Genomic DNA, 24,234 nt, shown 5'->3' on the forward strand with positions numbered 1-24,234 from the left:
GTCAGATCTTCCCGGCCTTGCGCTTCGCGCTCAGCTCCCGCCGCAGCCCCTCCGGACTGGTGTCCTTCTTCCGGGCCTTCTTCATGGCCTTCGGCATGCCAAGTGGCTCCCCGCCGTCGTCCGGGAAGAAGATCTCGCTGCCGTTCACCGTGCGCCAGTGCCCCTTCTTGCCCTGGAACTCCCACGTGTCGTCGCCGACCTTCTTGGAGACCGTCCTGCGCTTGGCCTTCCGCAGCGCATTCCAGAGCTTCTCCGCGCCCCCCGCCTCCTCCAGCGCCTCGAACACCTGCTCCATCGTCACCGACATGGCATCACCCTGCTTTCCAGGAGGCGAAGAGCTTCTGGGCCTGCTTCAGCATGGCCTCCAGCGCGTCCACCTCCTCGTCGTGCTGCTTGTTCAGCTCCTCGCGCTCGCGCTTGTCCTTGGCATCCATCGGCGTCCCAGCCCCGTAGATGCGCGCCCGCAGATGCTGGATCTCCTGCCAGTGCCGCTGCAGCTCGGACAGCGCAAGCGAGAACCGCGCCCCCTCCCGGCTCTCCTCCATCAGCGCCCGCTTGGGATCGGCCGCCGCCGCCTCTGGGATCGTCACGCGCACGGTCTTCCCCGCGCTGTGCTTCACCGGGTAGGTCGGCACCCGGCCCGAGTTGCTGAACCACGCCCGCACGCCGTCCAGCAACGCCTGGGCCTTGTCCTCCAGCGCGTGCATGGCAGCCTCGTGCTGCTTCCAGTTCTTTTTGGCCTCCTGCAGCGCGACCTCCTTCCACGCATCGCCCAACCCATTCACGATGCTAGCCAGTGCGGCCTGGGACCCGTGCGACGCTTCTGGCGCTGGCACGCCAGCCAGCGATGCCAGATCCTTGGCGATCCACTTGCCGTCCCGCGCGCTGTCAAGCACCCTTCGAACAGCCCGGTCGATCTTGAACTTGTCGATGGGCTTGTCAGACGGAAGCTCGTCGATCACGGCATCCGCGAAGTGGCGGCCGCCCTTCCCATCCAGGAACTCCCGGATGGCCTTGGATGGGATGCCCTGATACTTCTGCACGAACACCCGGAACGCTCCGTTCCACGCCTCATCCGGAGGTACAGATCCAGACGGAGCGTCTGATAGTCTGCTCGACATTGTCCCGAAGAACCCCCACGACGTGTTCTCCGTGGGCAACACCTGCCCCTGCCGCTTCCCTACCGCTTCGCAGATCTGCTGCCCCAGCTGCCGCAACGTTCCCATCAGCTTCTCCTTTTTCTCAGCGAACACGTGTTCGCCATCTACTACGCGCGCTCCTCCAGCACACGGAACACGTCCTCCATCGACTCCTTGCGGACCCGCGCCTTCCCCTTGCTCCTCCCCTTGGGCGCCGCCCCGCGCTTGGGCGCCACGGCCGGCGCACCCTTCTTCTTGCCCGGGGCCGCCCCCTTCTTAGCGGGGGCCTTCCGGGCGCCCTTCGCGGGCGCCGCAGCGGCCTGGGGAGCCCGCTTCTTGGCCGGCGCCTTCGCCGCGCCGCCCGGGCCGTACGACGCCGCCCGGGCTCCCTTGCCCGCTCGCTCCTGCGCGCGCGCGGCCTGCCCGGACGCGAACGCGTGCGTCTCGCCTGCCCGGGACGCCGCTTGGTAGGTCCCCTTGGCCGCCGCGTAGGACGCCTTGCCAGCGGCCCGCCCCTTCACGTCGCGCACCTTCTTGGCCGCCTGCCGGGCCTGCTTGCCCGCCTGTGTGAAGCGGAAGCTGTGCGCCTGCACCCCCCGCTTGGCCGTGACGGCCGCCTTGCCCACGGCCTTGGCCGCGCCCGCGACCCCCTTGCCCACCTTCACGATCTTGCCGAAGACCATCTTGGTCCCGGGCGGCAGCTTCTTCTTGACGGCCGCCGCCTTGCCCTTGAGCCAGCTGCCCAGCCCCTCCAGCGCCAGCTCCTGCTGCGCCGTCAGCGGGCCATCCGCAGCCGCCTCCAGCAGGTCCGCCAGGAAGTCCAGCCGATCCGCGTCCGCCTCCTCGAAGAGATCTGCCAGCATGTCGCCGTCCGCCTCCATGAGGAGCGCCAGCGCCTCCTCCCCCTCGACCTCGAACAGCGGCCCCCCCTCGATTCCCTCAAACACGTCCTGCATCGTCCTCATGGCGACCCTCCTACTCTGCTTCCTCTTGTAGCGCACGCGCCGCTAGCTGGTCCAGATCCTTCGGCAACGAAGCCGCGCGCGCTGGCATGGGCGCAGCAGTCACGGGCACTACCTCCACCACCGGAGGAACCGCTCCCCCCTGGCCAGCCCCGGCCACCATGGGCATCCGCATGTAGCCCGTGCTCACAGACGCACGCTGGAGCAACATCGCGTTCACCGTCTCGCGCAATGCAGTTTCCGCAGCATCCATCCGCTCCATGCGCTCGCACATCGACTCTATGCGCGCCTTCAGCAGCTGGTACGCCACATCCGCCTTGGCCTCCGCCTTGTCATCCGTGTCGTCCAAGAATTCCCAGAACCCTGGCACCCCCATGGCCGCCACAAGAAGGACTGCAACCGTAGGGAGCCCAGCACGCTTCAACATGGAAGCCTTCTCCGCGATCTCGGAAATTCCACTCTGCTTGTCGGTCTTCGCCACGGTACACCTCTCCTAAACTTCGTCTGGCTCGGTATCGTATCCACCGCACTTCGGACACTTCACCTCGAACGTGCTCTTGCCCAGCTTCTTCCGAAAGCGCGCGCCACACTCGTTGCACAGCATCCGCGTGCCAACAGCCTCGGCAACGATGTCCTCGCTGACAACCTTGGTCGCGCCAATGACCACCGTCGTCTCGTCGCTCAGGAAGCCGCCCGTGATGCGGAACAGCACGCCGTCCCCCTGCCGCTCCCACCGCACCTGCACCGGCCGGTACGCCGGGTCTCCACCCTCCTTCCGGTGGTGGAACTCCGCCACCTCGCGCTCCCGCAGCGGCCCCCGGCCGTTCCACCACTCGCCCCCCAGGCCGATCTCCAGTGCCCCGTCCAGGGGGTGCCAGATGAAGTCCAGCAGCCCCTTCGTGGCCGCGATGCGCAGCGTCGAGGCGAAGCCCTCGTTCACCGCTCGGTCCAACTGCTCGATCAAGTGCCTCATGATTTAGAACCTCCCAGCTAATCCCTCTCTCGCAGAGAAGATCCGCAGTTCGGTGAACGCTTCAACTTGAACATCGAGTTCCATGATGCTGACCTCGCCAGAGGTGGCATCCATATCAGACCCTGGCTTGTACCTGGTCGGAATTGCGTTCCACAATAACCAAACTCTACCTGGAAGAAACTGCGATGATTCCCATGCCTCAATAGCAATCGGAAGCATAACTTCCAAATCGTCCTTGTTCTTTGTGTTGATGTTCGTGAACTGGATCAGCAGCAGGTTGCGCGGCACCATGTCGATACCGCGGAGCGCGCGCGTGATCCACTGGTAGAACGTGTCGTCGTAGCAGCGCGCGCCGCGCATCAGCGTGATCGCGCCCACGCTCCCCCCGCTGTACACGTACTTTTTGTACATGGAGTTGACCTGCTTGACCTCGTCCACCTCCAGCGTCAGCTCGGGCATCGTGATGCTCTGGTAGCCCATGATGGGCGACCCCAGCACGAAGAAGGGGAACGTGGACGAGGGCACCAGGTCCAGCAGCCAGAAGCGGTGACTTTGGAGGAGGTCCTCCAGCGGGTGACGATTCGGCATCTTGGGCGCCTCCTCGCCCGCCGGGGACTAGGAGTTGAGCAGCTCGACCTTCTCCAGGGCGAAGTCCACCTCGGCCAGCGACACCTCGCCAGACATCGAGTCGAAGTCCGCGGACGGCTTCACGCGCATGGGGATGCAGTTGTGGCACACGACGCGCCGGAAATCCGTGCTCTGCGCAGATTGCGCTGCATCGGCCATTTCCGCGCGCTGGTAGTGCCAGATGGTCACGTCAGACCGGAACTTCTCGCCAGTGACAGCCCGCATCACCCAGTCGTAGAACGCCATATCCCGCTTCGCCACGCCCCGCATCAGCGTGCAGTCGGACACGGTGGGAGGCCCCGCGTACTTCTGCGTCCAGGTCCAGGTGCCCTCCCTGTACTCCGACGCCTCCAGCGAGATCTCGGGGATGGTCACCGACTGGAAGCCCGCCTGGCCGCCACCCTCGAACGGTTCGAGGCTTGCCCCACGCTCGGGCGTCTGGAGCAGATCTGTCCCATCCTCGTTCACCGCCGAAGCGTGGAACCGGAAGCCCTGCATGAGATCGTCTACCGTCGCGCGCATGTCACTCTCCTTCGCTCGCGCTACCGCCCGGGCGGGTAGCTCTCCGCGCCCAGGATGGGCGCCATGTCAAACGTGTTCTGGCTCCAACCCGGCCCCGTGAACACGACCACCCGGCCGTTGCCCGGCGCCATCACTGCCGCCGAGGTCACCTGGATCGCCCATCCCGGCGGCACCAGGATTCCGCCCCCCTCGCGCGACACGTACTCGCCCGACGCCGCCGCCACCTGGTTCAACTGGTAGATCACGCCGTCCGGGTCCACCAAGTTGATCGTGATGTTGCCGCCGCCGTTCAGGTTCCACACCACCCGCTCCAGGCGCCACCCGTTCCCGAAGCCCACCGGCAGCTGGAACAGGCCCGCCACCGTGCACGCCATCCAGCGCCGGTAGCCGCCCCGGAACAGCGTCTCCTCGCTGTCGGTCCCGTCGGGGGCCACCCCCGTGAGCTGGTTGCCCGCCGCGATCTCGTGGACCATCACCTGCGGGATGCGCCGGATCTCAGCCATGCTCCACCTCGAACCTATTTACACATCTTCCAGTCATGTGCCTAACCAATCGAACGTTGGCTGAACCGGAAACAAATATATTCCGCCGGCTTGTTGCAGGCGATGCCCACGTCGCAGTAGACGATGCCCTGGTCGACTGTGTTCTGCGGGTTGTTGGACCGGTTGCAGATCACGAAGAAGGCCTCCTCGGGGGTGCTGCCGGCGAAGTAGCCGCCCTGGTAGAGGCCGGACAGGAAGTTGGTCAGCTGGGTGGTGATCGCGTTCCAGAGCGGCGGCCCGTTGTTCTTGAAGACGTGGATGTGGGTGGCGTTGAACACGCTCTTCTCGACGAACATGAACAGCCGCCGCATCTGGATGTAGGGCCACTCGCCACCGGCCACGTCCAGGGAGCGCACGCCCCAGACCACGCGGCCAGTGATGGGCCACTCTACGAGGCAGTTGATCTTGTTCTCGGTGCAGTAGCCCACCTGGGCCTGCGTGAGCGTGTACTCCAGGCCCTGCGACCAGGACAGGGATCCGTCCTCCATGCCGCCGGGCGCCTTGCCCACGTTCTTGTTGCTGTCCGTGCGCGCGTACACGCCCGCGACGTGGCCGCCCGGGGGCACGTCCACCACGGTGGAGGTGATCGGGTCGCGCACCTTGATGTGCGGGTAGTAGATGGCGCCGAAGGAGCTGTAGCGGTTGAGCGTGAAGCGCTTCCAGGTCACGGCCTCCTGGTACTCCAGGCCGAACGGCACCGCGCAGATGACGAACTTGTCCTTCATCAGCTCAGCGTAGGTGAGCAGCGCGTCGATGACGTAGGGGTCGGTCTGGAAGTCGGCCGCCACCAGCTGCATCAGCTCGTCCACCTTGCCGAAGGCGTACAGGCCGCGCATGTCGGCCGCCAGCAGCGGGCTCACGATGTCGTCGCTGTCGGTAGCGGATCCATCCAAGCCGCCGGTCAGCAGACCCTCGATGGACGAATCCGGCTCGGCGTAGTAGTCCGCCAGCTCGCCGCCCGTGAGGGAATCGGCACCGAACACGTCCAGCGGCGCCGTGATGCCCAACGCGGTGAGCGTACCCGCGGGCACCGGGTTGGAGAAGGTCAGCTCGGCTGTCGCCCCGGTCAGCAGCGTGCGGGTGGTCTGCGTGCCGTCGCCGTTGTCATCCACCACCACGACCCCGGGCAACCCGGCCTCGACCAGCGCCTCGTATTCATCCGCGCGCACCGCTTCGATGTCGTCCACGTCGCCGGTGCCATTCACGGGCGGGTTAAGCCAATCCAGCAGCGCGTCCGCCGTCCCGCCAGCGACGTGGGCCACGGTGGAGTTGAGCCCCCACACGTCGGACGTGACGCGCATGTTGACGCCGTCCAGGGACGCGAACGCCCCGGGCACCTGCGCGTTGACCGCGTTGATCGCATCCGCAACCGCCCACACGCCACCCAGCGGCGGCGTGAACGTCACCGTGCGCTGCGTCCCGCCGATGTCCAGGATCGTCGTCAGGCCATCCAGCAAGAGGCCCGCACCCCACACCGTCGACTCGGTGAGGTACCCCTGCGTGGCGTTGAACGTGATCGTGGCGGGGGCGCCCAGGCCGTTTGCGTCGAGATCGAAGCTGCAGCCAGGAGTGAGGACCCACGGCCCCGCCGTCGAGGTCTTCGATGCGGCCGTGGCCGTGGTGAACGTGCCGGCCGGCCCGGCCGCGGGGTCGCCCGCGATCTTCCAGGTCAGCACGATCTCGCCGGTGTCGTAGTCGATCGTGTTGGTGCCCGACGTGTTCAGCTCGAACTTGGTCGGGGATCCCACCACCGGAGGCGTCAGCGTGGCCGGGTCGGCGATGCTCAGCACGCCGTTGCCATCGTCGATCACCGTCACGGGCTGCGCATAGGTGCAATCGATCAGCACCGCGGAGTCCACCACGAATGTGTCAGCCGCTGGCGTGAGGTCGATCGCGATGGCGCCGGTGGTGTAGGTGATGGTGCCGACGCCGAACCCGCCATAGGTCAGGTTTCCAGCGCCGTCGTCTACCAGCACGCTGCCAGGGCCGCCGCCCGTGAGGTTGGCGGTGATCAGCACGCTGCCCGCCACCAGCGCCGCCGGGGTCCACGTCAGGTTGGGCACCGCCGTGATCGGGTTGGTGCCCGTGCCGATGCGGGTGAGGTGCTCGATGAAGCGGAACTCGGCCACGAACGTGGTCGGGAACACGTCGTGCGCGAGCTGGTACTGCCAGCCCTTCCAGACGCCATCGTACGGGTCTGGCACGACCAGCGAGGACCCGTCGCTGTGCTGCTGGTAGGTGTAAAGGTTCTCGTTGAGGTACGCGGTACCAGCCAGCTCAGGCGGGTTCTGGGCGTTGCCGTAGTCCGTGACGGTGACGTACTGCGACCCGTTGATGGCGTCGTTCATCACGGTCACGATGTAGTTCTTGCTGGTCTCGTCGTCGAACACGACATCGGAGAAGGTCTCCAGCGTGCTCCACGCGCGGTCGGTCGGATCCTGGTTGAGATCCTCCTGGATGGTGATCGTGAACCGCGACCAGCTGGCTGTCGAGGAGGTGAGATAGTCGTCGCTGCCCGGCGTGATCAGGACGCGGAAGTAGTTGCCCACGAGGCCCGGCCACTGCATCTCGAACCGCAGCACGCGGTAGGTGTAGTCGGCCAGGATGCGCCGCGGCGTGCCCGTGTACTCTCCGGGCACCGCCAGGTCGATGGTGATCTCGCCCGAGTCGTAGTCGATGCTGCCCGCGCCGCCCGTGCCCGTGCCGAGGACGTGCACCATGGTGCCCGCGCCATCGTCCGCGAACGCGTTCACCAGCGCCGGGTTGGCGTTCTCGAACGTCACCGTCGCGGTTCCGGGCGTCACCGGCACGTGGTCGACCTGCAGCTCGTAGTGGCCCGCCGGGTCGGCGGTCACGCTCAGCTGCTCGTCCACGGCGTCCAGCTCGTAGTCCCAGGAGGCGTTGTCCGCGTCGTCGTGCGTGGCGCGCACCACGTACAGGCGCTGGCCGCCATTCTGGAAGAAGGCGTACGCCATGGTGGGCAGCAGCCCCTTCTCGGTGAAGCTGCCGAACTTGGTGACGAACTCGGTGAACGACGTGCACAGGACCGGATAGTCCACCTCGCCCCGCGTGGTGAAGCCGATCAGGCCCAGGTTGGAAGTCGTCACGCCCGAGATCGGGCCGGGTCCGCTGGAGACCTCCTTGATGTAGACGCCCGGGTAAGTGAATTCAGACACGGATTGCCTCCTTGTTCGGCTCGGAGAATTTTCTCGCGTGCATCATGACCGGTCCTCAGTCGTCGAGGATTTCAGGCCACCTCGCTGGCCTTGCTAGATCAGAAGTGGCGCCGCCGCTTGCTGCCCCGCCGCTCGCCGTCCTTGTGATCCACCGCCTCCGCGCCGGCTTCTTCCACCGGCGCATCAGATCCATGTGCGACCGGCGCCGCAGCAGCTTCCCCCGCCACCACCGCCAGCTCGTGCTCCGTGAACTCCGGCTTGCCCACCGGCTTCTTGGGGGGCATCTCCTTGGACTTCGTGACGCCCTTCTCCGCGAAGTACCGGGCCAGAGCGGACTTCGGCACCACGTCCGCCACCTTCTGGTCGGTGACCGCCACGTTGGTGCGGAGGGGCGCCCCCGCGGGCCGCCCCGTGCGCCGCAGCACGCCCCGGCGCAGGAGAGCCTGCGCCGCAGGCGTCATATCCACGATCTCCACCTTGGTGTGCGGCGCCACAGCCACGGACTTGGTGCGGCTCACTGGGATCCCTGTCGGAACGCTACCGGAGTAGTAGTACCAGCTCATGCAGTCCTGCTATCTTTCTGGCGCGCAACGGTGCGCACCGGCGTCGAGGTTTTCAGGCCACCTCGCTGGCATTGCAAACTCAAAAGTTGCACGCGCACACGTGTGCGCGCCAGCGCTCCCCTCTCCACAGGCGTCACTTCTCCAATGTCCTCTGGAAGCTGTTGCGGATTCATCATGACGGACGGTACCTGGCGTAGGTCACGTCGGACACCACCTGTTGCACGGCCGGCATCTCCACGGGATCGTGAAGGTCGATTTCTGCGCGTACCGTGAAAGAAATGGTCCATGCCGCTGTCCTGTCTGCGATGTCAGCAAGTTCGGATGTCTCCGACACGCTGATCTCTCCTGCGTCATATTCTCGCACATCGCCTAAGCTGTCAATCACCCGGAAGATGAACCAGGGGGGCAGGCAGCGCCGCAACACGTAGTGCAGGATAAGGTGAGCCTCCTGGCGACGCCGCGCCATGACCTGAAGATCGTAGGCCAGGTCCATCGGGGTGCCCCGCCACTGATTCTCGTAGCGGTCGTAGCCCACCGTCCCATCGGGAAGCGTGATTTTCTGGGCCCCCTTCGCGGGCGCCCGGGCCACCCACTGGTACCACGGGTGCCGATCAAAGGCCGGGGTCATGGATGTCATCTTGAAGGTGACGCAGGGCAGCACGAACGACTGGTAAGCATCCTCGGGCTCCAGGTACAGCAGGGGGACCCGATCGTCCAGGTGGGCCAGCTCGGAGCGCACGCCCGGGACCGCCAGCACGTTGACCCCGCGAAGGTCACCGTCCACCTCGTAGGTGGCCACCTCCGCGCCCAGCGTCAGCGGCACGCCGGCATCCCAGCTCCGGGCGTTCAGCGTGCCGAGGATGGTCATATCGTGTTCCTATCGATGCGCACCGCAGCCTTCACGCAATGGGCTTAGCGAACACGTGTTCGCTGCTGGGCAACCCTGGGCTATTCGCCCTCGCAGGGGCAGATGTCCACGTGGCCCTGGGCCGCGAGATCGTTGATCACGTCCACGGCATCGTCCAGGTCGGCCTCGCGGGAGGCCAGCCGCCGGTGCAACAGCTCGTTCTCGATGGCCCCCAGCGAGTGGTTCAGCGTCCGCAGCTTCTCATCCTGTGTCGTCGGCATCCTAGAACCTCCTCTGTGTCTTCTGCGCTACCGTCTCGGTACGAAGGGCGCCAGCTCCGCCATGAAGGGCGCACCCGCGCGCAACTGGTCCATACTAATCCGGTCTTCGACATCTGGCAAGACGAAGACGTTCTCGCGCCCCGTTTCCACATAGCGCTCCAAGCGCCGGAGAGCATCCGGCACGGCGTTCAGCGTCTCCACGATGGCCGGCCGCCAGTGCGCGCGGGGCGCGTCGCCGTCCAGGCCGAACTCCCGGCGCAGCACGGCATGGGCCAGGTCCTGCTGCACCTCGATGCGCTGGCCGCCCACCGTGCGCTCCAGCTTGGGGCTCTTCGCCCCCGCCTCCAGCAGCTCCGCCAGGATGCGCTCGCGCTGGCCCTGGATCCGGCGCGTCAACGCCTGGATCTCGTCGGGACGCGCCGTCCGCAGGATCACCCGGGCGTCATTGGGCGCCAGCTGCACCGGCAGCAGCTCCGCAGGCCAGGGCCCCCAGCGCGTCAGCACGCTCACCCAGCCGGGCGACGCCGAGTGCGGCCGCACGTAGAGGGCGCTCCGGGGCGCCTGCCCCTCCGCCAGCACGGCCGTCTGGTGGGCGAAGTAGATCGCCACCGCGTCCTCGTCCTGGTCACCGCCCTGCACCAGGGCGATGCGCAGGTCCTCCGCGTAGCGCTGGTCCGTGCCGTTGAGGTGCACCTCGGGCGCGTGCGCCCGCAGGCGATCGCGCAGGAAGCCGGCCAGGGACAGCAGGAAGAGGTAGCGCCCCCGATCCACGCGCTCGGGCAGGTGCGCCACCACCCGGTTGTAGGTCTCCACCGTCTCCCGTAGCGGGTAGACCGCGGGCGCCGTGGACATCGTAGCCAGCGGGGGGCGGCGGTAGCGGACACGCTGCATGCCCCCAGGATAGCACGGGGGCGCGCTGCTGGCGACTCTACTTGAGGGCGGCGCGGGACAGCTCCTCGATATCCCGCAGGTGCCCGATGATGATCTGGTCGTCCGTCTCGATGGACTGCACGACCGCCGCGTGCGCGTGCGCGTTCACCTCGCGCAGCGCCACCATCAACCGCTCGACCTCGGCCCGCAGTTGCCCGGCGTCTTCGAACGAGGCGGCTTCAAGGTCACTCTCACTTTTCAGCGCCTCGTCGCGTTCGGCGGTCAGGCGGGCAACCTCGGCCTCCAGTTCGGCGATGCGCTTCGCCTGACGACTTTCCTGGACCCGCTCCAGACTTTCCTCACGCGCCTTCCGGCTTTCCTCGCCGGCTTGAGACGCGGCTAACCTGCCGTATTTCCAGGGCTTCAATCCTCGGCACGGTCGTTGCTCTGCGCTCATCTCGACCTCCATACCGCTTCGGCCGCCGCCGCGTCGTACTGGGCACACTCCGCGCACCGGTACCAGCCCGTGCCTGCGCAATTGCGAGCAATGCCCACGGCTTCGACGCGCCCAGCTGGGACGAAGCACGGCTCGCCCTCCTCCCCCTTCCCCGCGAGGGCGGCGCGGGCCCATCCCGCTGCGTCTTCACACTTGGTTTCGCACTCGATCACGGTTAGCGTTTTTCTCAGCCGCTCGTTCTCGGCCAGCGCCTCGTCGCGCTCGCGGATCAACTGCGGCACCATCTTACCAATAAACCGTCGGCAATGGTCTCCAGGTGCGGCGCCAAGCATCTTGGCAAGCGCCTGTATATTCCACTCGCGTTCGACTCGCAGCGCCTCCCCCTTCCATCTATCAAGCCGGTCTACCTCTGCTACCGCCCGCCGTGCCGCGTCCTCGGCGTCCATCGGACCCTCGGCCCCCACCGCCCCGATCAGGATCTGCGCCGTCGTCCGGAGGCGTTCCCGCAGTTGATCGATCTGCCCCAGCAGGCACGCCTCGCAGGCGTAGTACGGATCGCCTTCGCCCATCGGCACCCCGTTCACGTGCGGGACGTTGCTGCGCTTGTGCAGCGCGACGAGCATGTGGTCCTTCCCGTGCCGGGCGCACTCGTTTGGCGGGGTGATCACCTGGATGAAGTTGATCTCGTCGCTCATGGCATTCCTCCCTCATCCTCAACCAGCCCGCGCTGGCGCAGTTCTTCCCACGCCGGCTTGCACACGACAGGATCACCGGACCGCGGCCCGCGCGGCACCGGCTGGTGCGCGCAGGTGCTCCCCCGCGCTGGGGCCCACGAGAAGTGGGGGCACTTGTTGGGCGCGATCCCCTGCACCAGCGCCATGCAGCCCTCCCCGCTGTGCTCCCGGATCAGCAGATCCTGCTCGCGGCGGAGATCATCGATGCGCCTCTGTAGCTCGCGCAGGCGCGCCTCGCGCGACGACTCCCATCGGTGCTGGAGGGCCGCGCCCTTCAGCTCCCGTCTCTTCCGCTTCGGGGTCTTCCCCGCGCGTCCCCGCCGCAGCATCCAATAGCGAACGGCATCGCTCGGATCCCCCCAGTCCTCAAACGCGGCCAACCGGCTGTCCCGTGTCGTGGCACGCCAGCACCGCCGCACCGCCGCAACGATCTCCGCCTGGTGGTCGGGCCCCTCATCGCCGTCCCCCCAGCGCCGATAGTAGGCGGCCAGGATCTCTGCATCAGTCACTTTGGCTTCCATGCTTCCTCTTGTTCCTTTGAGCGCACACGTGTTCGCTGGGATCGACGATCTGGCGCTGGGCCTCGCGGGCCTTCCGCGCCAGCTCGGCCCGGGCATCATCCAGGGCGCGGCACTTGCCGCAGGCCCCGCAAGCGCGCCCGTCGTCCCGCACATCAGCCCTCCTGCTCGAACCGATCCGCCTGTTCCCGGAGCGCGCCCGCGATCGTGCGCCGCTCCGACGTGTTCAGCGCCGCCGGGGCCACCGCGCGGAGCACCTGGATCGCATGCACGGCCATGCGCGCGGGAGCTTCGCGCGCCCCCGGCTCCGCCAGGATCTGCGCGACATCCTCGGGCCCCACCTCCACCTCCACCTCGTGGTCGATCGTCACCCACCGGCGCACCTTCATGGAGCCCTCCTTCCTATCCGCGCCCTGTCCGCCTCCGTGACGAGCCGCGCACACTGCCCCGACACGAGGTACCGCATCACCAGCAGATCCCGCTGGCGCGCCGACAGCCGCGCCGGGCAGTCCCCCGATCCGCCCACACAGGGGGCCACTGGGTAGAAGCAGTCCGCCCGGGCCTCAGCCAGATCCGCTGCGCGCGCGTCCCCAGAGGCCAGCGCCGACACGTCCGCGGCCTCGGGGGCACACCCGAGCAGCAGCGCCCCGAAAATCCACGCGATCGTCCGCATCTTCATCCCTCCTGTAAGTTGGGGTGCGCCAGATCCCCCCATCCTCGGCAATCCGGGCACACCGTGATCGGCCGGTTGCCCCACGCGCTCCCGCCCGGCAGCAGGTGGTGGCCATCGTCCGGGTAGCCCAGCTCCCCGTGGGCGTCGCAGCGCGAGCACGGGCGCACCTTGCCTTCCCGGCGCAGCAGAGCCTGCGCGGCAGGCTGGTAGTGCAGCAACTGGATCGCCACCGTGCGCAGCGCCAGGATGCGCTCGGGGGGCACGGGCTCCGGGCAGATCCACTCCCAGCAGCGTGGCGCCTCGCCATCCAGTACTACGCTGAACACGTAGTTGCCACCCATCAGCACCGCCGAGTCGAACTGGGCGGTGAAGTAGGTGCCGGCCCGAAAGCCATCCCGCAGGATCAGATCGGCCGCCTCCGCAGATGTCCCGTGATGCAGTATGTGCATCACTCACTTCTCCACTGCGAGGGCGACGCTGGCGATGCTGATCGCCTTCTTTTTTCCCATCGCGTAGTTCCAGTCGGGATCATCGCATGGCGAATCCAGCATTGCCAGGCCCTTGCTCGGCGCGTATCTGTCCACCACTTTCTGATCCATGTCCGTCCAGGTTGCGACAATATGGTTTAGTGCAGCTGTCAGCCGCTCGACCTTTTCCCGCGTTGTGCTGGCCTTCCCGGCGGTGATGCTGAGATTGTCCTCCAACTCGACCACCCGAGCCTTCATCCGCTCGACCTCGGCACGGAGCGAGGCACGTTCCTCGTCCATCCGATCCACCTCGTCTGCGGACATGATGCATTCGCACCTGATTGGACTCATTTTTTCGCTCATCTCTCACTCCTTCCCCGCAAAGTCGGCAACACCTTCCGCTGCTATAATTCGCAGCACACCGTACTCGCCCAACCCCTCGATGCGCTGCACGATGCATGCGCCACACAGCATCCCCGCGCCAGGTTCCTTGCCCGCGGGCCGGATGCGATCCCACAGCACATCGGGCAGGTCGATGTCCACCCGATAGCGATGCCCGCACTCCTGACATGTGCAGCTCACGGTCTATCCTTCCCCGCGAGGGCGGCTCGGACCAGTCGCCCGATGTGCTCGTCGCTGTACCGGCCGTCGTTGATCTTGGCGGAAAGATCCCCAAGTACCTCGCTCACCGTGCCACGCAGCACCACGTCCAGATCCTCTTTCAGCCGTTCGAGGAACTGCTCGGGGCCATCGTCGCTCGACAGCAGATAGTCGATGCGCCGGACGAACACGTGTGCGCAGCGAAGGCACGCCACGCCCTCCCTGAACCGCGCGAGGACCTCCGCCGGATAGTGGCGCCCCTTGTGATCCCCGTACCGGTTCACCTCCGTCGAGTCGTTCTCCGCGATCACCTGCTCGATCTCGTCGGCGATCAGGTAGTAAGGCGTGTCGCCAAAGTGGCCCCCGCTCATCGGCGCACCTCCGTCCCGTACCGCACGAGGTAGTCCGCCTCGTTGTCCGCGCGCCCCTGCGGGTACGTCGAGGATCCGTGGTTGTCGAAGATCCGGTCCTTGCGGTTGATCCGCCCGCGCAGCTCGTACCCGCTCCGGAACGTGTGATGCCAGTTCTGGGCCGCCTCGGGGTCGGCGTGCGTGTACTCGCCGCTGCGCTGATCCATCCACTGCAGCAGTTCCTTGCGACTCAGGAATTTTTTGACGACCGTCTGCGGGTTGCGCAGGTCCGTTGATTTCTCAACTCCGTACAGCATCTCTCCTCCTACTCCTCCGGGGTAGCAGACGGTCCACCTCGAACACAACGAGCATGGCTGCGTCGCGTCTTGTCGTAGAAGTCCACGCTGCCGTTGTTGAAGTGCACGTACCAAGCGTAGGACGTGGACGCAGCACGGGGCAGCGACGACGACCAGAACCACTCGGACGGTTGGTCCGGAAACTCAGATGCAGGAGCGACTTGCTTGAAGTCGATCAGCGTGACCAGCTCCTCGATGGTCGGCAGTCGCCATCCGTCTCCGAGCTTCGCGGCATAGGTCATGGCCTCGTCCCACGACAGATCCGTGGCGTAGTCCGTGCGCCATTCGAGGCCGGTACTCGTGTCCCTGATCGTAGCATGGGTGGTCGCCTGGAATCGCTCCATCGTCCTACTCCTCTCTCGGCTCGCGCCGCCGCTCCGTCGTCCACGTTGCCTCGGTCGCGGGCAGCACCTCGCCCGCCTTGCGCTCCGTCACGAACGGGCACCAGTGCGGCGGGTTTGCGGTTTCAGCGCACTGGATCATGCACGGGCCGCTAACCATGCCGAAATCATCGCACTGGTAGCAAAAAAACGTCCGCATCGCGCCTCCTCCTACGTGGTCGCGGGGGTCAGCGGCCCCCGCCACAGCACCAGCACGCGGTTCATGCCCCGGAAGCTGGCCGGGGACAAGCCCGGCCCCGACGCCGTCCGGTAGATGCGCCGGTCGCACGCCTCGATCGCGCCGGTCACGCGGACCACCTCCGGCTCGCGCGCCGTGACGATGCCCCCGTAGGCGTCCAGAGCATCCTCGACCACCCACGCCCAGAAGTAGCCCTGCGCCCCCTCCTCCACGTCGGGCACCGCCGCCAGACGCCACCCCGCGATGCCAACCTTCGTCTCCATGCGTTCTCCCCTTCCGCGCGTCCCACCGCGCTGCCTCGCCCGGCCCCCACGCCGCGCGAGCACCCCCATCTTAGCACACACGATCGCGTTTGTCAACCCTCGGGATCCTCCCCCTCGGGGTCCCGGTCCCGGCCCAGCCCCCGCAACGGCATCTGCCGCACGCCCACAACCCGCTTCCTGTCCCGCAACGCCAGCTGCATCTGCAGCCGCGCGATGGCCCGGTCCCGGTCCGCCAACGCCGCCTCCAGCTCCCGCACCCGCTCCCGCAGCGTCGGCGCCCGCGCCGCCCCCACCGCCGCGTCCACCACCACCCGCGGCGCCACCAGCACCTCCGCCCCCCGCCCGCTCCCCGTCTTCCGCCGCGCCCCCGTCGCCACCACCAGCCCCAGCCGCTTCAGCTCCCAGATCCGCGGGCTCGCCGTCTGGTGCGACAGCTTCAGCGCCTGCTCCACCTCCCAACACGTCGCCCCCCCCCCACACCCGTGCACGTGCCGGGTAGTGGCCTGTTTTGAAGCGCCGTGCGCCCTGCGAACAGTGTGGTCCGTTCCTGGGCTCACGACTCGGCCTTCGCGGATCCTGGCCGTCCTCCAGACCGAGGCGCGGCTCCCCGCTGGCTCCTACCGAGCCATACGATGTTCCTTGCTGCATTCAGGTCCCGATCCAGGACCAGCCCGCATGATGGGCACCGGTGCACGCGCGTCGCCAATGACTTCGGCACCAGAGCGCCGCACCCGCTGCACCCCTGTGACGTCCCACGTGGGTCCACTCCCACCACCTCGCGCCCAGCCTCTTCCGCTTTGACGCGAAGCCAGTGTAGGAAGGAACCCCACCCGGCGTCATGTACAGATCGCGCTAGCCGCCCCGTGGCCATCCCGCGAATGTTCAGATCCTCCACGCAGATCACCCCATACGTCGCTACCAGCTCCCGCGCCACCTTGATGTGCCCCTCCCGCCGCACGTTGGCCACGTGCTCGTAGCGCCGCGCCAGCAGCAGCACCGCCGCCCGGCGCCGCTGGCTACCCCGCTTCCGGCGCGCCACCCGCCGCTGTGCTCGGGCAAGCGCCCGCTGTGCTGCCTCCAGCGGCCGCGGGTTCTCGAACACCTCGCCATCGCTGGTCACCGCGAAGTGCGCCAACCCCAGGTCCACCCCCACGTCGATGGAGGAGGGCGGCAGCGCCTTTCGCGGCACTTCCACGCACGCGAATGTCACGAACCACCGCCCCCCCGCATCCCGCGTGAGACGCATAGCCTTCGGCACGCCCTCCAGTGGCCGATGCTGCCGGAACTTCACCTTGCCCAGCAACGGAACCTGCACCCGCTTGCCGCCCCCGCAGATCGGCACGCGGCCCCCCAGATCCTCGATCATCAACGTGTCCCAGCGATGCGCTCCCCGAAAGCGCGGATACCCTGGTCGGCCCCCCTGCTTGCACCGCCGGAAGAACCCATGGAACGCCCGCTCTAACCGCACCAGCGCCCCCCGGAGGACCATCACGGGCACCCCCGCAAACTCCGGGCACTCCAGGCGCAGCGCGGGCAGCTCCCCCATCTGCGCATAGCAGGAAAGCCCGCGCCGCTGCCGATCCCATGCCTCCCGCCGCTGCTGCAACGCAGCGTTGTACAACGCCCGCGTGAGGGCCAACCACGTCTTTAGGATGCGCTGCTGGGCCTGCGTCGGCGCAAGCCGGTATCGGTAGGAACGGACCACGCTGGTAACATAAGACCGCATTGCTGCGTGTCAACCTCTAAACCCTGCCACTACCCATCCTAGCACACCTATTGCGCGTTTGTCAACAGGTCCAGGCCCGGGCCCGCGGAAAATCCGGCGTTTGCGTCCGCCCTGCCCGGCAACGTTTTCGGATGGGAGTCGCACCAAGGGGGGTGGCGCGTGTTCTGGTCATTGGTGCGGGGGAAGGCACGTTTGGGCGTGGGGGGCTTCTGTTCAGGGCGCTGGGGGGGTGGATGCATGGGGCGCGTCCGGCCGCCAGCGTGCCCCGTGGGCGTCCCCTGGGGGGCACGGAGGCGGGGGCTCGGTCAACGGGGGGCGCGCTCGCTAGGGCGTGGGATCGGACGGGGCGCCCTGGGAGAGCGCCGTTCGGCGGCGTCCGTAGGCGGGGATACCCAGGGCGCGGCGCAGGCGGAACACGACCAGCGGGTGCACGCCAGCGATTCTGGCCACGGCGGAGTCAGACATGGTGCCCAGCAGGGGCGTGGCCACGGCGCGCCAGAGATGCCAGTACGGGGGGATACCCAGCCGGCGACGCTGCTTGCTGATCACGCTCGCGGACACGCCCTGCTGCTGCGCAAGGTCTACATCCAGCACCTGGCCGTAGGGCAGGTCCGGCGGCAGATTCGAGGCTAAGGGGCCAGCGCTACCTGGGGGCCAACACGCCGGGATGCCCATGCGCTTGCGCACCTGGTGCACAGCCTGGCGCGTCACGCCCAGCCGGCGCGCGATCTCCGTGTCCGACACCTGCCCGAGGGGCTGATCATCCCACGGTGGAAGCAGTATTGCAGATCGCTTGCAGCGGGGCAGGCCCAGACGCCGCCGGAAGCAGCCCACGGTGCTCACGGACACCCCCACGCGACACGCCACGTCGACATCAGTCATCGTGCCGAGCAGAGGCTCCACCTTCGCCTGCCAGGGGGGCACCACCTTCTTCTTCGGATGGTAGCAACGGCGAATGCCCAGCCGGCGCCGGTGGTGGCCCACGGTGGCACTCGTGCAGCCCAGCTCCCGCGCGATCTCGCGGTCCGGCAGCACGCCCAGGGTCGGCAGCGCCGCCCAGTCCACGGGCACCGTCATGGCGCGTCCCCCTCCAGCACGCGGATCATCTGCTGGCGGGAGGGGGTGAAGTCCCAGTCTGGCGCGCCCAGCCCGAAGAAGCCGCCAGGGCGGGGCTGGATGCGGTCGAAGCAGATGTGGACGAGGGACCCCGCGGCCTCGGGGGGCGGCGTCACCGCCACGGTGCCGCGGTGGCCGGCGCGGATGGGGGCGGCGTGGGCAGCCCAGCGCTCGTCCTGCAGCAGCTCCACGCGCTTGCCCACCAAGTCGCGCAGCGTCATGACTGGCCCCCCTCCTCCAAGATCACGTAGTCGGTGCTCCGGGCCTTGGCACGCGGGCGAATGCGGCTCTTCTTGACCCGGGTCGTGCGCCCACGCGGGAACCACTTCACCAAGACCCTCTCCTCCGAAAGGATCTCAATCACCTTGCCCTCCCGGTAGACCGTGCACCGGGGGTCGTTATCGTGAATCCTCGTTCCAACCTTGATCTCCATCTCCTACTCCTTCCTAGTGAGGAAGGCGCACTTGCGGGCACATGGTGCCTTGTATCCGCATACAGGACACCGACACTCGTGGTCATCGACCACCTGCCGCAGCCGCTCGTTCTCCTCCCGCGCCTCGTCACGTTCGTCTGTCAGGCGCTTCGCCGTCCATGCGAGAGAGTCGTACTTTACAAGGATCTCAGCTACGAGAGTCGATTGATCGCCGCCAGCAGCAACCACCGCCTCCGCTCTGTTGCGCAGGTCTGTTCGCATCTCACTACCTCTTCCCGGCGAGTGAAACTCAGCATCCGATCATCCTGTTGATGGCCTGCATTCTCAGGTTGTCCGCTACCCATGTTGCCGCCTTCAGGCACTTACTCGATCTCTGCGCGGCCTGGCGTGCGTTCTCGTCATCCTGGTCACCCTTCCGCTTCCTCGGCGGCAGCAGCTCCACCGGATCGAAGGCGTTGAGGTAGCACGTCCGCACCTTCTTGCGCCCATGTCTGTTAATCGCAAGGTGCGGGCATCCCCAGCCACAATCGCGGATCTCAGCAGTCGAGACCTTGATCACGGTGACCGCGTACACCTTTCCGTCTTGCAAGGTCATGGCTTCACCTCCCGAACGATGCACTTCCGACATCGCAGCGGGCGTCCTCGGCTGTCCTTCGATATGGGCCACCCGAACAGATCGCAAAAGTCCTGCTCGAACGATGACCTCCAGACCCACCAGGAACAGCGACCGCACCGCTTCCGATCCAACGAGACACTCGCCTCCACCGCGACTTTCACCTTCATGGCGCTCCCTCCAGCATCCGTGCCAGCCGTGCCGCGCGCTTCCGCGCCACCCGCTCGCGCACCTCCGCAAGCGTCGGCTGGGACCTGGCCCACTCAAGGTGTAGTTCGTTCAGACGCTCAAACTCCTCCCTCGATAACCACTCTGACTCCGACATGTGCAACCCTCGGATGCACGGATCTTTCGAAGCCTCCATTCTCGCACGGCCAACCGCCACGAGAGCATCCAACTCAGCTACAATCTCCTCCGGTGACCGGGCCATCGTCACTCCCATCCGCCGAATGGCAGCCATGCCTCCTCGCCGGTCCCGCCCTGCACTGTGCAGTTGACACAGTTGCGCCGGTTGAACGCGTACAGGCAGTGCTCGCACTCTGGCTGCTGTTTCGGGTCGCGCTGCGCAATCAAGTGCGCGAGCTGCTCCTCGGTCATGCGCGTCTCGGTGTCCATCAATAAACTCCCATCATCTTCGCAATTGCATCCCATTTTCAGCGAGCAACCCTTTGATTTCTTTTAGGCTTTTTCGCCCAAGCATCTTTGATGCAACCAGATCCTCCTCGGTACAAAGGATCAGCTCGCTGATCATTTCGATGCCCATTCCCTGCAAGCCATTCATCGAGCGAACGGACAACTCCAGATCCTCGACACGACCGCCCGGCAACTCCTTGACCTCGGCAGCACGGTCCCTGCGCCTCTCGGCTCTCTTCCGGCGAACAGACACAGTCGTTGAAGTAACACCATGCTCCCTGGCGACCTGCGATTGGGTCTTTGTGCGCAGCTCATCCAGTAGCTCTTCGTCGGTCAGCCACATCTTCCTGGAAGAGCAGCCTCTATGGCAGAACCGCGCGTTTGGATTGGTCGTCGTGAACGTCTTTCCGCACCGACAAACGACCGTCCTGATCTTCGGCCCAGCGAGCTTCCATGCCAGACGCACCAGGCCATTCGCCTGATCCACGGCGATCTTCCCTTGCTCCTCGAAGCCCGCCACCTCGACGGCGCGGATCGCCCCCTCGCACGCCTCGGCCCACACTTCGATGGGCGTTCTTTCTTCGTCGTTTGTCATGCTACCCGCCTCCTTGCCTGCCGCTCCTCCCAGAGCTGCCTGAGCCACCCAACCGCCTCCGCGTGCGTGTTGAACGGTCGCGACACGTCCGGGTGCAGCCCGTGAGCGGGCCACGCCTCCGCCCGGACCACGGGGCCCCGGTCGCAGATCCCGTCGCGCCAGTCCACCACGTGGCCGAGCTTGTGCCACCAGCCGTACCCGGGCCACGTCACCAGCAGCCGCACCTCGTCCGGGTGCAGCGGGTGGCGCTCCTCCTTGTACTGGTACTGTCGCATCATCCCCTCTCGTCGTGCTCGGCGAGCCACGCTCGCACGTCCACCTGCCGCCGGACCACCGGCTCGCACATCCACGGCTCGTACTCGGCCAGCACCACCGCGTGGTAGGCCGCCTCGGCCGCCAGCATCGCAGGAGTCGGCTCCGTCCACCCTCCGTCCGGGTCGCCGTACTCCTCGTCGATGCACTCCAGCGTCCGCTCCAGCGTGTCTCCGGGGCGCATCATCAACTGCACCCGAGCGAACCCCACCACCTCAATCTCGTCCGGCAGGTTGTCCGCCCACTTGCCGCCAGGAAGCGCAAACTCCTCCAGGTAGTAGTCGATGGCCTCCTCCATCGTCTCGTGCGTCAGCTCCGTCTCGTGGCCGCCGACAGACCAGTACACGACCTCACGGCCGGTGGGATCGCCTTGTGTCTCGCGCCATGCGGTCATATGGCCTCCTTATTGCCAGTGCCATTCGCCAGCGATCTGCTCCGCCGTCTCGTCTAGCACCTTCGCCCGCTCCTCCCAGCGTTCCGCATTGGGTCGATTCTGCATCGAGTCCGCCAGCGCGTTGCTGGCCATGTTGCGGCAATCGGTCGCCTTGCGCCGTAGGAACGCCAGGATGCCATCGCGCTCTCCCATCACAATCTCACGGGTCATCTTGTCGTCCATCAATCGTTCTCCTTCCCGGCGAGGGCGGCGCGGAACATCTCCAGCTGTTCCTTCGCTTCGTAGCAGACTCCGGCCTCTTCGAACTGATCGAGGTATTCCGCGAATGCCTCCGCGCTTTCTGCTCGCGCTGCGTCCAGGTCGCGCTCTAGCCCCTTCACGAGGCAGCAGGACTCGTTGTGCGCGGACCCCGCTGCGTGGGAACAGGCGAGCGAACGCAGCCGCTCGTTCTCGACCAACAAGCATACACCGCAGTGCAGCTCGTCCTCCCCCGGCGCCGAAAAGAGGTACGCCTCCCCGTGGGTGCACGATCCGACGCTCACGGCTCCACCTTCACCACCACCAGCCCCACCTCGGTGGCCCACCGCTCCGCATCGGCCCGCGTCAGGAACGCGTTGAACCAGAACTCGCGGTCCACCATCGCCTCGATGGCCCACATCCACTCGCCGTTCTCGTCGTTGCGGCGGATGGCCACCTCGCGGGACTGGGCCAGCAGCACCTTGGCCCTCCCCCGCTCGATGGGGTTCGCAAACAGCTCCAGCGCCTTGTCACGGTCGTCCATCCCTGCCTCCCTTCGCGCACACGTGTGCGCTCTCACTCGCCATGCAGCAGGCGCTGCAGGTGGGCCCAGTCGGTCTGGAAGCCCGCGGCGCCGGGGTGGCCCCCGCCCGTGCCGTAGGGCCCCGCAGCCCCGAGCTGCTTCGCCAGCGCGCCCAGGTCCGGCACGTCCCGGCCCTGGGGCCGGTACATGCTCACGGAGATCTGCCCCGAGGCCACGACACTCCACGCCACGAACAGGTCCACCTCGGCCGACCGGGGGTCGCGCTCGAACGGCGTCGAATTGAGCCCCGGCGCGTTCACCACCAGGGCGCGGTAGCCCGCGAACGGCCCCACCGCGGCGCCGGCCTGCATCCTGTCATCCTCCACCCGCTGCTGGTAGCGCATCAGGATGGCGCCGTACTCATGTGCGTCCTGGACCACGGCGCGGTCGCCATCTTGGCAGAACACCTGCTGCCAGAAACCATGGTTCGTCGCGGGGTCGCTGTCGATGGCGCGCAGGTACAGTTGCAGGGGCCGCACAAGCCGATCCCAGGCCGGGTGGTCGCGCCGGAACACGTCCCAGGCCGCCACCAACTCGATGACCTCCGGCAACTGCCGTTCGTGGAAGCACCAGTTCCACGTCAGCTCGCAGGCGGCACGACCCTCCTCGCGCACGCCCTGCACCCCCAGCAGCAGGGGCTCCTCCGCCTCGGCTACCAGGGACGTGCGGTGGTGGTCGATCCAGGTGAGGTGCGCCTCCTGGAGCCGACAGTGCTCCACGAAGGCCCGCATCCGGGCCACGGGCTGCAGCATGAAGTCGAGCAGGTACACGCGGTCGTACTGCTGGATCACCGCATCGTCCCACGCCATGCCGTAGTCGATGGGGTGAAAGATCAACTCCGCGCCCGGCCGCTCGCGCCGCAGGTGCTCCTGCACGATGCCCGCGCTGGCGTGCCCGTCCGCGTCCATGTGGTAGATCAGGTGTATCTGCATCGCGTCCCTCCCGGTGGATGCCCCGATCCTGCCACATCCGGTGGCGTTTGTCAACGGGGATCCTGATCCGGCTGTAGCTGTGCCGATGACGAGGAGACGATCATGGAAGCGAAGCTGGACGCCTGGCGCACGTGGCGGTGCAGGTGAAGCACCGACGAATTCATGTAGCCGTTCACATACTGCTGCGGCACGGTTGCCTGCAAGCATGCGATAGCCCCCTCCAGCACGCGAATCATCTTCCTGCGCTGAACATCGGCCTCCTCCAAGCTCGGAATCTTGACCTTCTTTTTCGCCTTGGCCACCTTCTTCGCTCCGCTCTTCTTCTTCGCGCCGTCCTTTTCCATCGCCACGTCCTTCTTCATCGCGCACTTCCTTCCCGTGCTACATCGTAGCAGCGCACCCTCCATGCCTCGCCATATTAACGCGAACGTGGCCGTTTGTCAACGGGGATTGTTCACTTTTTGGGGGCGGCCACGAGGCGCTCGTTCACCACCACGCGCATGCCACGTCGCGCCAGGATCTGCCGCAGCTGGGGCTCGTGCTTGCGGCAGCACCCCAGGGAGCCCCCGCTGGCGCCGTGGAACGTGACGCCGAACACGGCCGGTTGGCCGCAGATGAAGCAGTAGGTGGCCAGGTGTGGCCGGGGCCCGCGGTAGCGCGGGAAGGCCCGGCCCGCCGCCGGCCCCCCGCAGTCCGCCACGGCGCAGGCGCAGGGGCGGCCCGCTGCCTGCTCCCGGGCCTCCCAGTAGTGGGTGCACCAGGCGCACACGGCGCTCAGCCCCGTCTCGATCTCGCGCTGGGCCAGGGCCTCCGTGAGGGCGCCCAGGCCGGTGCCCGCGTCGATCACGGGGCGCACACGTGTTCGCTCCTCGGTCATCGCGCCCCCCTCCCTAGTTGCTGCGCCAGATCCCCAATACGTCATCTACCGCGCGCGACGGCTGCGCCAACACGTCTTCCGGCATCCACCCAGCAAGACGCATGCCTTCCCATGCGCTCTGAATGAGTTCCTTATCGGATACGTCCCCGGGATCGCCCATGTTCCACGCTCGGATCTCCTTCTTCATGCGCTTCACGTACGGCTTCAGCGCCGCGAACACCTCGTTGGGCACCACCTTCTCCCGCGAGATCGCCTCGAACACCGCTTTCATCGTCGTCATCGTG

The 24,234-nt window shown here is 66.8% G+C and carries 47 protein-coding genes; all 47 read right to left on the reverse strand.

Annotated elements, in window-relative coordinates:
* Position 1: 1 nt before the first annotated feature.
* Positions 2 to 307 (reverse strand): hypothetical protein, encoded by a 306-nt coding sequence (locus tag WC683_01675; GenBank protein ID MFA4971291.1) that lies wholly within the window; start codon positions 305 to 307, stop codon positions 2 to 4.
* A 4-nt stretch (positions 308 to 311) separates the two neighbouring features.
* Positions 312 to 1,226 (reverse strand): hypothetical protein, encoded by a 915-nt coding sequence (locus tag WC683_01680; GenBank protein ID MFA4971292.1) that lies wholly within the window; start codon positions 1,224 to 1,226, stop codon positions 312 to 314.
* Between the two features lie 41 nt (positions 1,227 to 1,267).
* Positions 1,268 to 2,104, reverse strand: a complete 837-nt coding sequence (locus tag WC683_01685; GenBank protein MFA4971293.1) for a hypothetical protein — start codon at positions 2,102 to 2,104, stop codon at positions 1,268 to 1,270.
* Between the two features lie 10 nt (positions 2,105 to 2,114).
* Positions 2,115 to 2,582: a hypothetical protein gene (locus tag WC683_01690; protein ID MFA4971294.1), complete on the reverse strand. Its 468-nt coding sequence runs from the start codon at positions 2,580 to 2,582 to the stop codon at positions 2,115 to 2,117.
* 12 nt (positions 2,583 to 2,594) lie between these two features.
* A complete protein-coding gene (locus WC683_01695; protein ID MFA4971295.1) occupies positions 2,595 to 3,074 on the reverse strand; it encodes a hypothetical protein in 480 nt (159 codons plus the stop codon).
* Positions 3,075 to 3,077: 3 nt separating this feature from the next.
* Positions 3,078 to 3,662, reverse strand: a complete 585-nt coding sequence (locus WC683_01700) for a phage tail protein (GenBank protein MFA4971296.1) — start codon at positions 3,660 to 3,662, stop codon at positions 3,078 to 3,080.
* 27 nt (positions 3,663 to 3,689) lie between these two features.
* Positions 3,690 to 4,223, reverse strand: coding sequence for a phage tail protein (locus WC683_01705; protein MFA4971297.1), 534 nt, complete (start codon positions 4,221 to 4,223; stop codon positions 3,690 to 3,692).
* Between the two features lie 20 nt (positions 4,224 to 4,243).
* A complete protein-coding gene (locus WC683_01710) occupies positions 4,244 to 4,726 on the reverse strand; it encodes a hypothetical protein (protein ID MFA4971298.1) in 483 nt (160 codons plus the stop codon).
* A 41-nt stretch (positions 4,727 to 4,767) separates the two neighbouring features.
* Positions 4,768 to 7,941 carry a hypothetical protein gene (locus WC683_01715; protein ID MFA4971299.1) on the reverse strand — a complete coding sequence of 1,058 codons (3,174 nt, stop codon included), beginning with the start codon at positions 7,939 to 7,941 and terminating at the stop codon, positions 4,768 to 4,770.
* 98 nt (positions 7,942 to 8,039) lie between these two features.
* Positions 8,040 to 8,504, reverse strand: a complete 465-nt coding sequence (locus tag WC683_01720; protein ID MFA4971300.1) for a hypothetical protein — start codon at positions 8,502 to 8,504, stop codon at positions 8,040 to 8,042.
* A 172-nt stretch (positions 8,505 to 8,676) separates the two neighbouring features.
* Positions 8,677 to 9,372, reverse strand: a complete 696-nt coding sequence (locus tag WC683_01725) for a hypothetical protein (GenBank protein ID MFA4971301.1) — start codon at positions 9,370 to 9,372, stop codon at positions 8,677 to 8,679.
* An 80-nt stretch (positions 9,373 to 9,452) separates the two neighbouring features.
* Complete coding sequence (locus WC683_01730) at positions 9,453 to 9,632, reverse strand: hypothetical protein (protein MFA4971302.1); 180 nt, start codon at positions 9,630 to 9,632, stop codon at positions 9,453 to 9,455.
* Positions 9,633 to 9,659: 27 nt separating this feature from the next.
* A complete protein-coding gene (locus WC683_01735; GenBank protein ID MFA4971303.1) occupies positions 9,660 to 10,445 on the reverse strand; it encodes a hypothetical protein in 786 nt (261 codons plus the stop codon).
* A gap of 115 nt (positions 10,446 to 10,560) precedes the next feature.
* Positions 10,561 to 10,959 (reverse strand): hypothetical protein, encoded by a 399-nt coding sequence (locus WC683_01740; GenBank protein MFA4971304.1) that lies wholly within the window; start codon positions 10,957 to 10,959, stop codon positions 10,561 to 10,563.
* Positions 10,956 to 11,654: a hypothetical protein gene (locus WC683_01745; protein ID MFA4971305.1), complete on the reverse strand. Its 699-nt coding sequence runs from the start codon at positions 11,652 to 11,654 to the stop codon at positions 10,956 to 10,958. The genes WC683_01740 and WC683_01745 overlap by 4 nt, the downstream gene beginning before the upstream one ends.
* Positions 11,651 to 12,214 (reverse strand): hypothetical protein, encoded by a 564-nt coding sequence (locus WC683_01750; GenBank protein ID MFA4971306.1) that lies wholly within the window; start codon positions 12,212 to 12,214, stop codon positions 11,651 to 11,653. The genes WC683_01745 and WC683_01750 overlap by 4 nt, the downstream gene beginning before the upstream one ends.
* Complete coding sequence (locus WC683_01755) at positions 12,195 to 12,365, reverse strand: hypothetical protein (protein MFA4971307.1); 171 nt, start codon at positions 12,363 to 12,365, stop codon at positions 12,195 to 12,197. Before WC683_01755 ends, WC683_01750 begins: the two co-directional genes overlap by 20 nt.
* Position 12,366: 1 nt before the next feature.
* On the reverse strand, positions 12,367 to 12,600 hold the full coding sequence (locus WC683_01760) for a hypothetical protein (GenBank protein ID MFA4971308.1): 234 nt from the start codon (positions 12,598 to 12,600) through the stop codon (positions 12,367 to 12,369).
* Entirely contained in the window at positions 12,597 to 12,926 is a 330-nt protein-coding gene (locus tag WC683_01765) for a hypothetical protein (protein MFA4971309.1), read from the reverse strand. The genes WC683_01760 and WC683_01765 overlap by 4 nt, the downstream gene beginning before the upstream one ends.
* Entirely contained in the window at positions 12,887 to 13,336 is a 450-nt protein-coding gene (locus tag WC683_01770) for a hypothetical protein (GenBank protein MFA4971310.1), read from the reverse strand. Before WC683_01770 ends, WC683_01765 begins: the two co-directional genes overlap by 40 nt.
* Entirely contained in the window at positions 13,337 to 13,714 is a 378-nt protein-coding gene (locus tag WC683_01775; protein ID MFA4971311.1) for a hypothetical protein, read from the reverse strand.
* A 3-nt stretch (positions 13,715 to 13,717) separates the two neighbouring features.
* On the reverse strand, positions 13,718 to 13,933 hold the full coding sequence (locus WC683_01780) for a hypothetical protein (protein ID MFA4971312.1): 216 nt from the start codon (positions 13,931 to 13,933) through the stop codon (positions 13,718 to 13,720).
* The gene (locus WC683_01785) at positions 13,930 to 14,322 is read right to left on the reverse strand and encodes a hypothetical protein (GenBank protein MFA4971313.1); all 393 of its coding nucleotides are present in this window, start codon (positions 14,320 to 14,322) and stop codon (positions 13,930 to 13,932) included. The genes WC683_01780 and WC683_01785 overlap by 4 nt, the downstream gene beginning before the upstream one ends.
* Positions 14,319 to 14,618: a hypothetical protein gene (locus tag WC683_01790; GenBank protein MFA4971314.1), complete on the reverse strand. Its 300-nt coding sequence runs from the start codon at positions 14,616 to 14,618 to the stop codon at positions 14,319 to 14,321. Before WC683_01790 ends, WC683_01785 begins: the two co-directional genes overlap by 4 nt.
* An 8-nt stretch (positions 14,619 to 14,626) precedes the next feature.
* A complete protein-coding gene (locus tag WC683_01795) occupies positions 14,627 to 15,001 on the reverse strand; it encodes a DUF1566 domain-containing protein (GenBank protein MFA4971315.1) in 375 nt (124 codons plus the stop codon).
* Positions 15,002 to 15,005: 4 nt separating this feature from the next.
* The gene (locus WC683_01800) at positions 15,006 to 15,197 is read right to left on the reverse strand and encodes a hypothetical protein (GenBank protein MFA4971316.1); all 192 of its coding nucleotides are present in this window, start codon (positions 15,195 to 15,197) and stop codon (positions 15,006 to 15,008) included.
* 11 nt (positions 15,198 to 15,208) lie between these two features.
* The gene (locus WC683_01805) at positions 15,209 to 15,595 is read right to left on the reverse strand and encodes a hypothetical protein (protein MFA4971317.1); all 387 of its coding nucleotides are present in this window, start codon (positions 15,593 to 15,595) and stop codon (positions 15,209 to 15,211) included.
* Positions 15,592 to 15,951 (reverse strand): hypothetical protein, encoded by a 360-nt coding sequence (locus tag WC683_01810; GenBank protein ID MFA4971318.1) that lies wholly within the window; start codon positions 15,949 to 15,951, stop codon positions 15,592 to 15,594. The genes WC683_01805 and WC683_01810 overlap by 4 nt, the downstream gene beginning before the upstream one ends.
* Before the next feature lie 101 nt (positions 15,952 to 16,052).
* Positions 16,053 to 17,204: a transposase gene (locus WC683_01815; GenBank protein ID MFA4971319.1), complete on the reverse strand. Its 1,152-nt coding sequence runs from the start codon at positions 17,202 to 17,204 to the stop codon at positions 16,053 to 16,055.
* Between the two features lie 345 nt (positions 17,205 to 17,549).
* A complete protein-coding gene (locus tag WC683_01820) occupies positions 17,550 to 18,149 on the reverse strand; it encodes a hypothetical protein (protein ID MFA4971320.1) in 600 nt (199 codons plus the stop codon).
* Between the two features lie 149 nt (positions 18,150 to 18,298).
* Entirely contained in the window at positions 18,299 to 18,562 is a 264-nt protein-coding gene (locus WC683_01825) for a hypothetical protein (GenBank protein MFA4971321.1), read from the reverse strand.
* The gene (locus WC683_01830) at positions 18,559 to 18,774 is read right to left on the reverse strand and encodes a hypothetical protein (protein ID MFA4971322.1); all 216 of its coding nucleotides are present in this window, start codon (positions 18,772 to 18,774) and stop codon (positions 18,559 to 18,561) included. Before WC683_01830 ends, WC683_01825 begins: the two co-directional genes overlap by 4 nt.
* 3 nt (positions 18,775 to 18,777) lie before the next feature.
* Positions 18,778 to 19,035, reverse strand: a complete 258-nt coding sequence (locus tag WC683_01835; GenBank protein ID MFA4971323.1) for a hypothetical protein — start codon at positions 19,033 to 19,035, stop codon at positions 18,778 to 18,780.
* A 28-nt stretch (positions 19,036 to 19,063) separates the two neighbouring features.
* Positions 19,064 to 19,369: a hypothetical protein gene (locus WC683_01840; protein ID MFA4971324.1), complete on the reverse strand. Its 306-nt coding sequence runs from the start codon at positions 19,367 to 19,369 to the stop codon at positions 19,064 to 19,066.
* A complete protein-coding gene (locus WC683_01845; GenBank protein MFA4971325.1) occupies positions 19,366 to 19,557 on the reverse strand; it encodes a hypothetical protein in 192 nt (63 codons plus the stop codon). The genes WC683_01840 and WC683_01845 overlap by 4 nt, the downstream gene beginning before the upstream one ends.
* On the reverse strand, positions 19,554 to 19,847 hold the full coding sequence (locus WC683_01850) for a hypothetical protein (GenBank protein ID MFA4971326.1): 294 nt from the start codon (positions 19,845 to 19,847) through the stop codon (positions 19,554 to 19,556). The genes WC683_01845 and WC683_01850 overlap by 4 nt, the downstream gene beginning before the upstream one ends.
* Positions 19,820 to 20,002 carry a hypothetical protein gene (locus tag WC683_01855; GenBank protein MFA4971327.1) on the reverse strand — a complete coding sequence of 61 codons (183 nt, stop codon included), beginning with the start codon at positions 20,000 to 20,002 and terminating at the stop codon, positions 19,820 to 19,822. The genes WC683_01850 and WC683_01855 overlap by 28 nt, the downstream gene beginning before the upstream one ends.
* 13 nt (positions 20,003 to 20,015) lie before the next feature.
* Entirely contained in the window at positions 20,016 to 20,615 is a 600-nt protein-coding gene (locus WC683_01860) for a DNA-directed RNA polymerase subunit alpha C-terminal domain-containing protein (GenBank protein MFA4971328.1), read from the reverse strand.
* A complete protein-coding gene (locus WC683_01865; protein MFA4971329.1) occupies positions 20,612 to 20,890 on the reverse strand; it encodes a hypothetical protein in 279 nt (92 codons plus the stop codon). The genes WC683_01860 and WC683_01865 overlap by 4 nt, the downstream gene beginning before the upstream one ends.
* Complete coding sequence (locus WC683_01870; protein MFA4971330.1) at positions 20,890 to 21,321, reverse strand: hypothetical protein; 432 nt, start codon at positions 21,319 to 21,321, stop codon at positions 20,890 to 20,892. Before WC683_01870 ends, WC683_01865 begins: the two co-directional genes overlap by 1 nt.
* Before the next feature lie 9 nt (positions 21,322 to 21,330).
* Positions 21,331 to 21,543 carry a hypothetical protein gene (locus tag WC683_01875; GenBank protein ID MFA4971331.1) on the reverse strand — a complete coding sequence of 71 codons (213 nt, stop codon included), beginning with the start codon at positions 21,541 to 21,543 and terminating at the stop codon, positions 21,331 to 21,333.
* Complete coding sequence (locus tag WC683_01880) at positions 21,543 to 21,863, reverse strand: hypothetical protein (protein MFA4971332.1); 321 nt, start codon at positions 21,861 to 21,863, stop codon at positions 21,543 to 21,545. The genes WC683_01875 and WC683_01880 overlap by 1 nt, the downstream gene beginning before the upstream one ends.
* The gene (locus WC683_01885) at positions 21,860 to 22,138 is read right to left on the reverse strand and encodes a hypothetical protein (GenBank protein ID MFA4971333.1); all 279 of its coding nucleotides are present in this window, start codon (positions 22,136 to 22,138) and stop codon (positions 21,860 to 21,862) included. The genes WC683_01880 and WC683_01885 overlap by 4 nt, the downstream gene beginning before the upstream one ends.
* Entirely contained in the window at positions 22,135 to 23,073 is a 939-nt protein-coding gene (locus tag WC683_01890; protein MFA4971334.1) for a hypothetical protein, read from the reverse strand. The genes WC683_01885 and WC683_01890 overlap by 4 nt, the downstream gene beginning before the upstream one ends.
* Positions 23,074 to 23,123: 50 nt before the next feature.
* Positions 23,124 to 23,435, reverse strand: a complete 312-nt coding sequence (locus WC683_01895; GenBank protein ID MFA4971335.1) for a hypothetical protein — start codon at positions 23,433 to 23,435, stop codon at positions 23,124 to 23,126.
* Positions 23,436 to 23,527: 92 nt separating this feature from the next.
* A complete protein-coding gene (locus WC683_01900) occupies positions 23,528 to 23,995 on the reverse strand; it encodes a hypothetical protein (GenBank protein ID MFA4971336.1) in 468 nt (155 codons plus the stop codon).
* A complete protein-coding gene (locus WC683_01905; protein MFA4971337.1) occupies positions 23,964 to 24,230 on the reverse strand; it encodes a hypothetical protein in 267 nt (88 codons plus the stop codon). The genes WC683_01900 and WC683_01905 overlap by 32 nt, the downstream gene beginning before the upstream one ends.
* Positions 24,231 to 24,234: the final 4 nt, after the last annotated feature.

This window comes from bacterium, from assembly GCA_041648665.1.
In the GTDB taxonomy this organism is placed as follows: Bacteria; UBA10199; UBA10199; order 2-02-FULL-44-16; family JAAZCA01; genus JAFGMW01.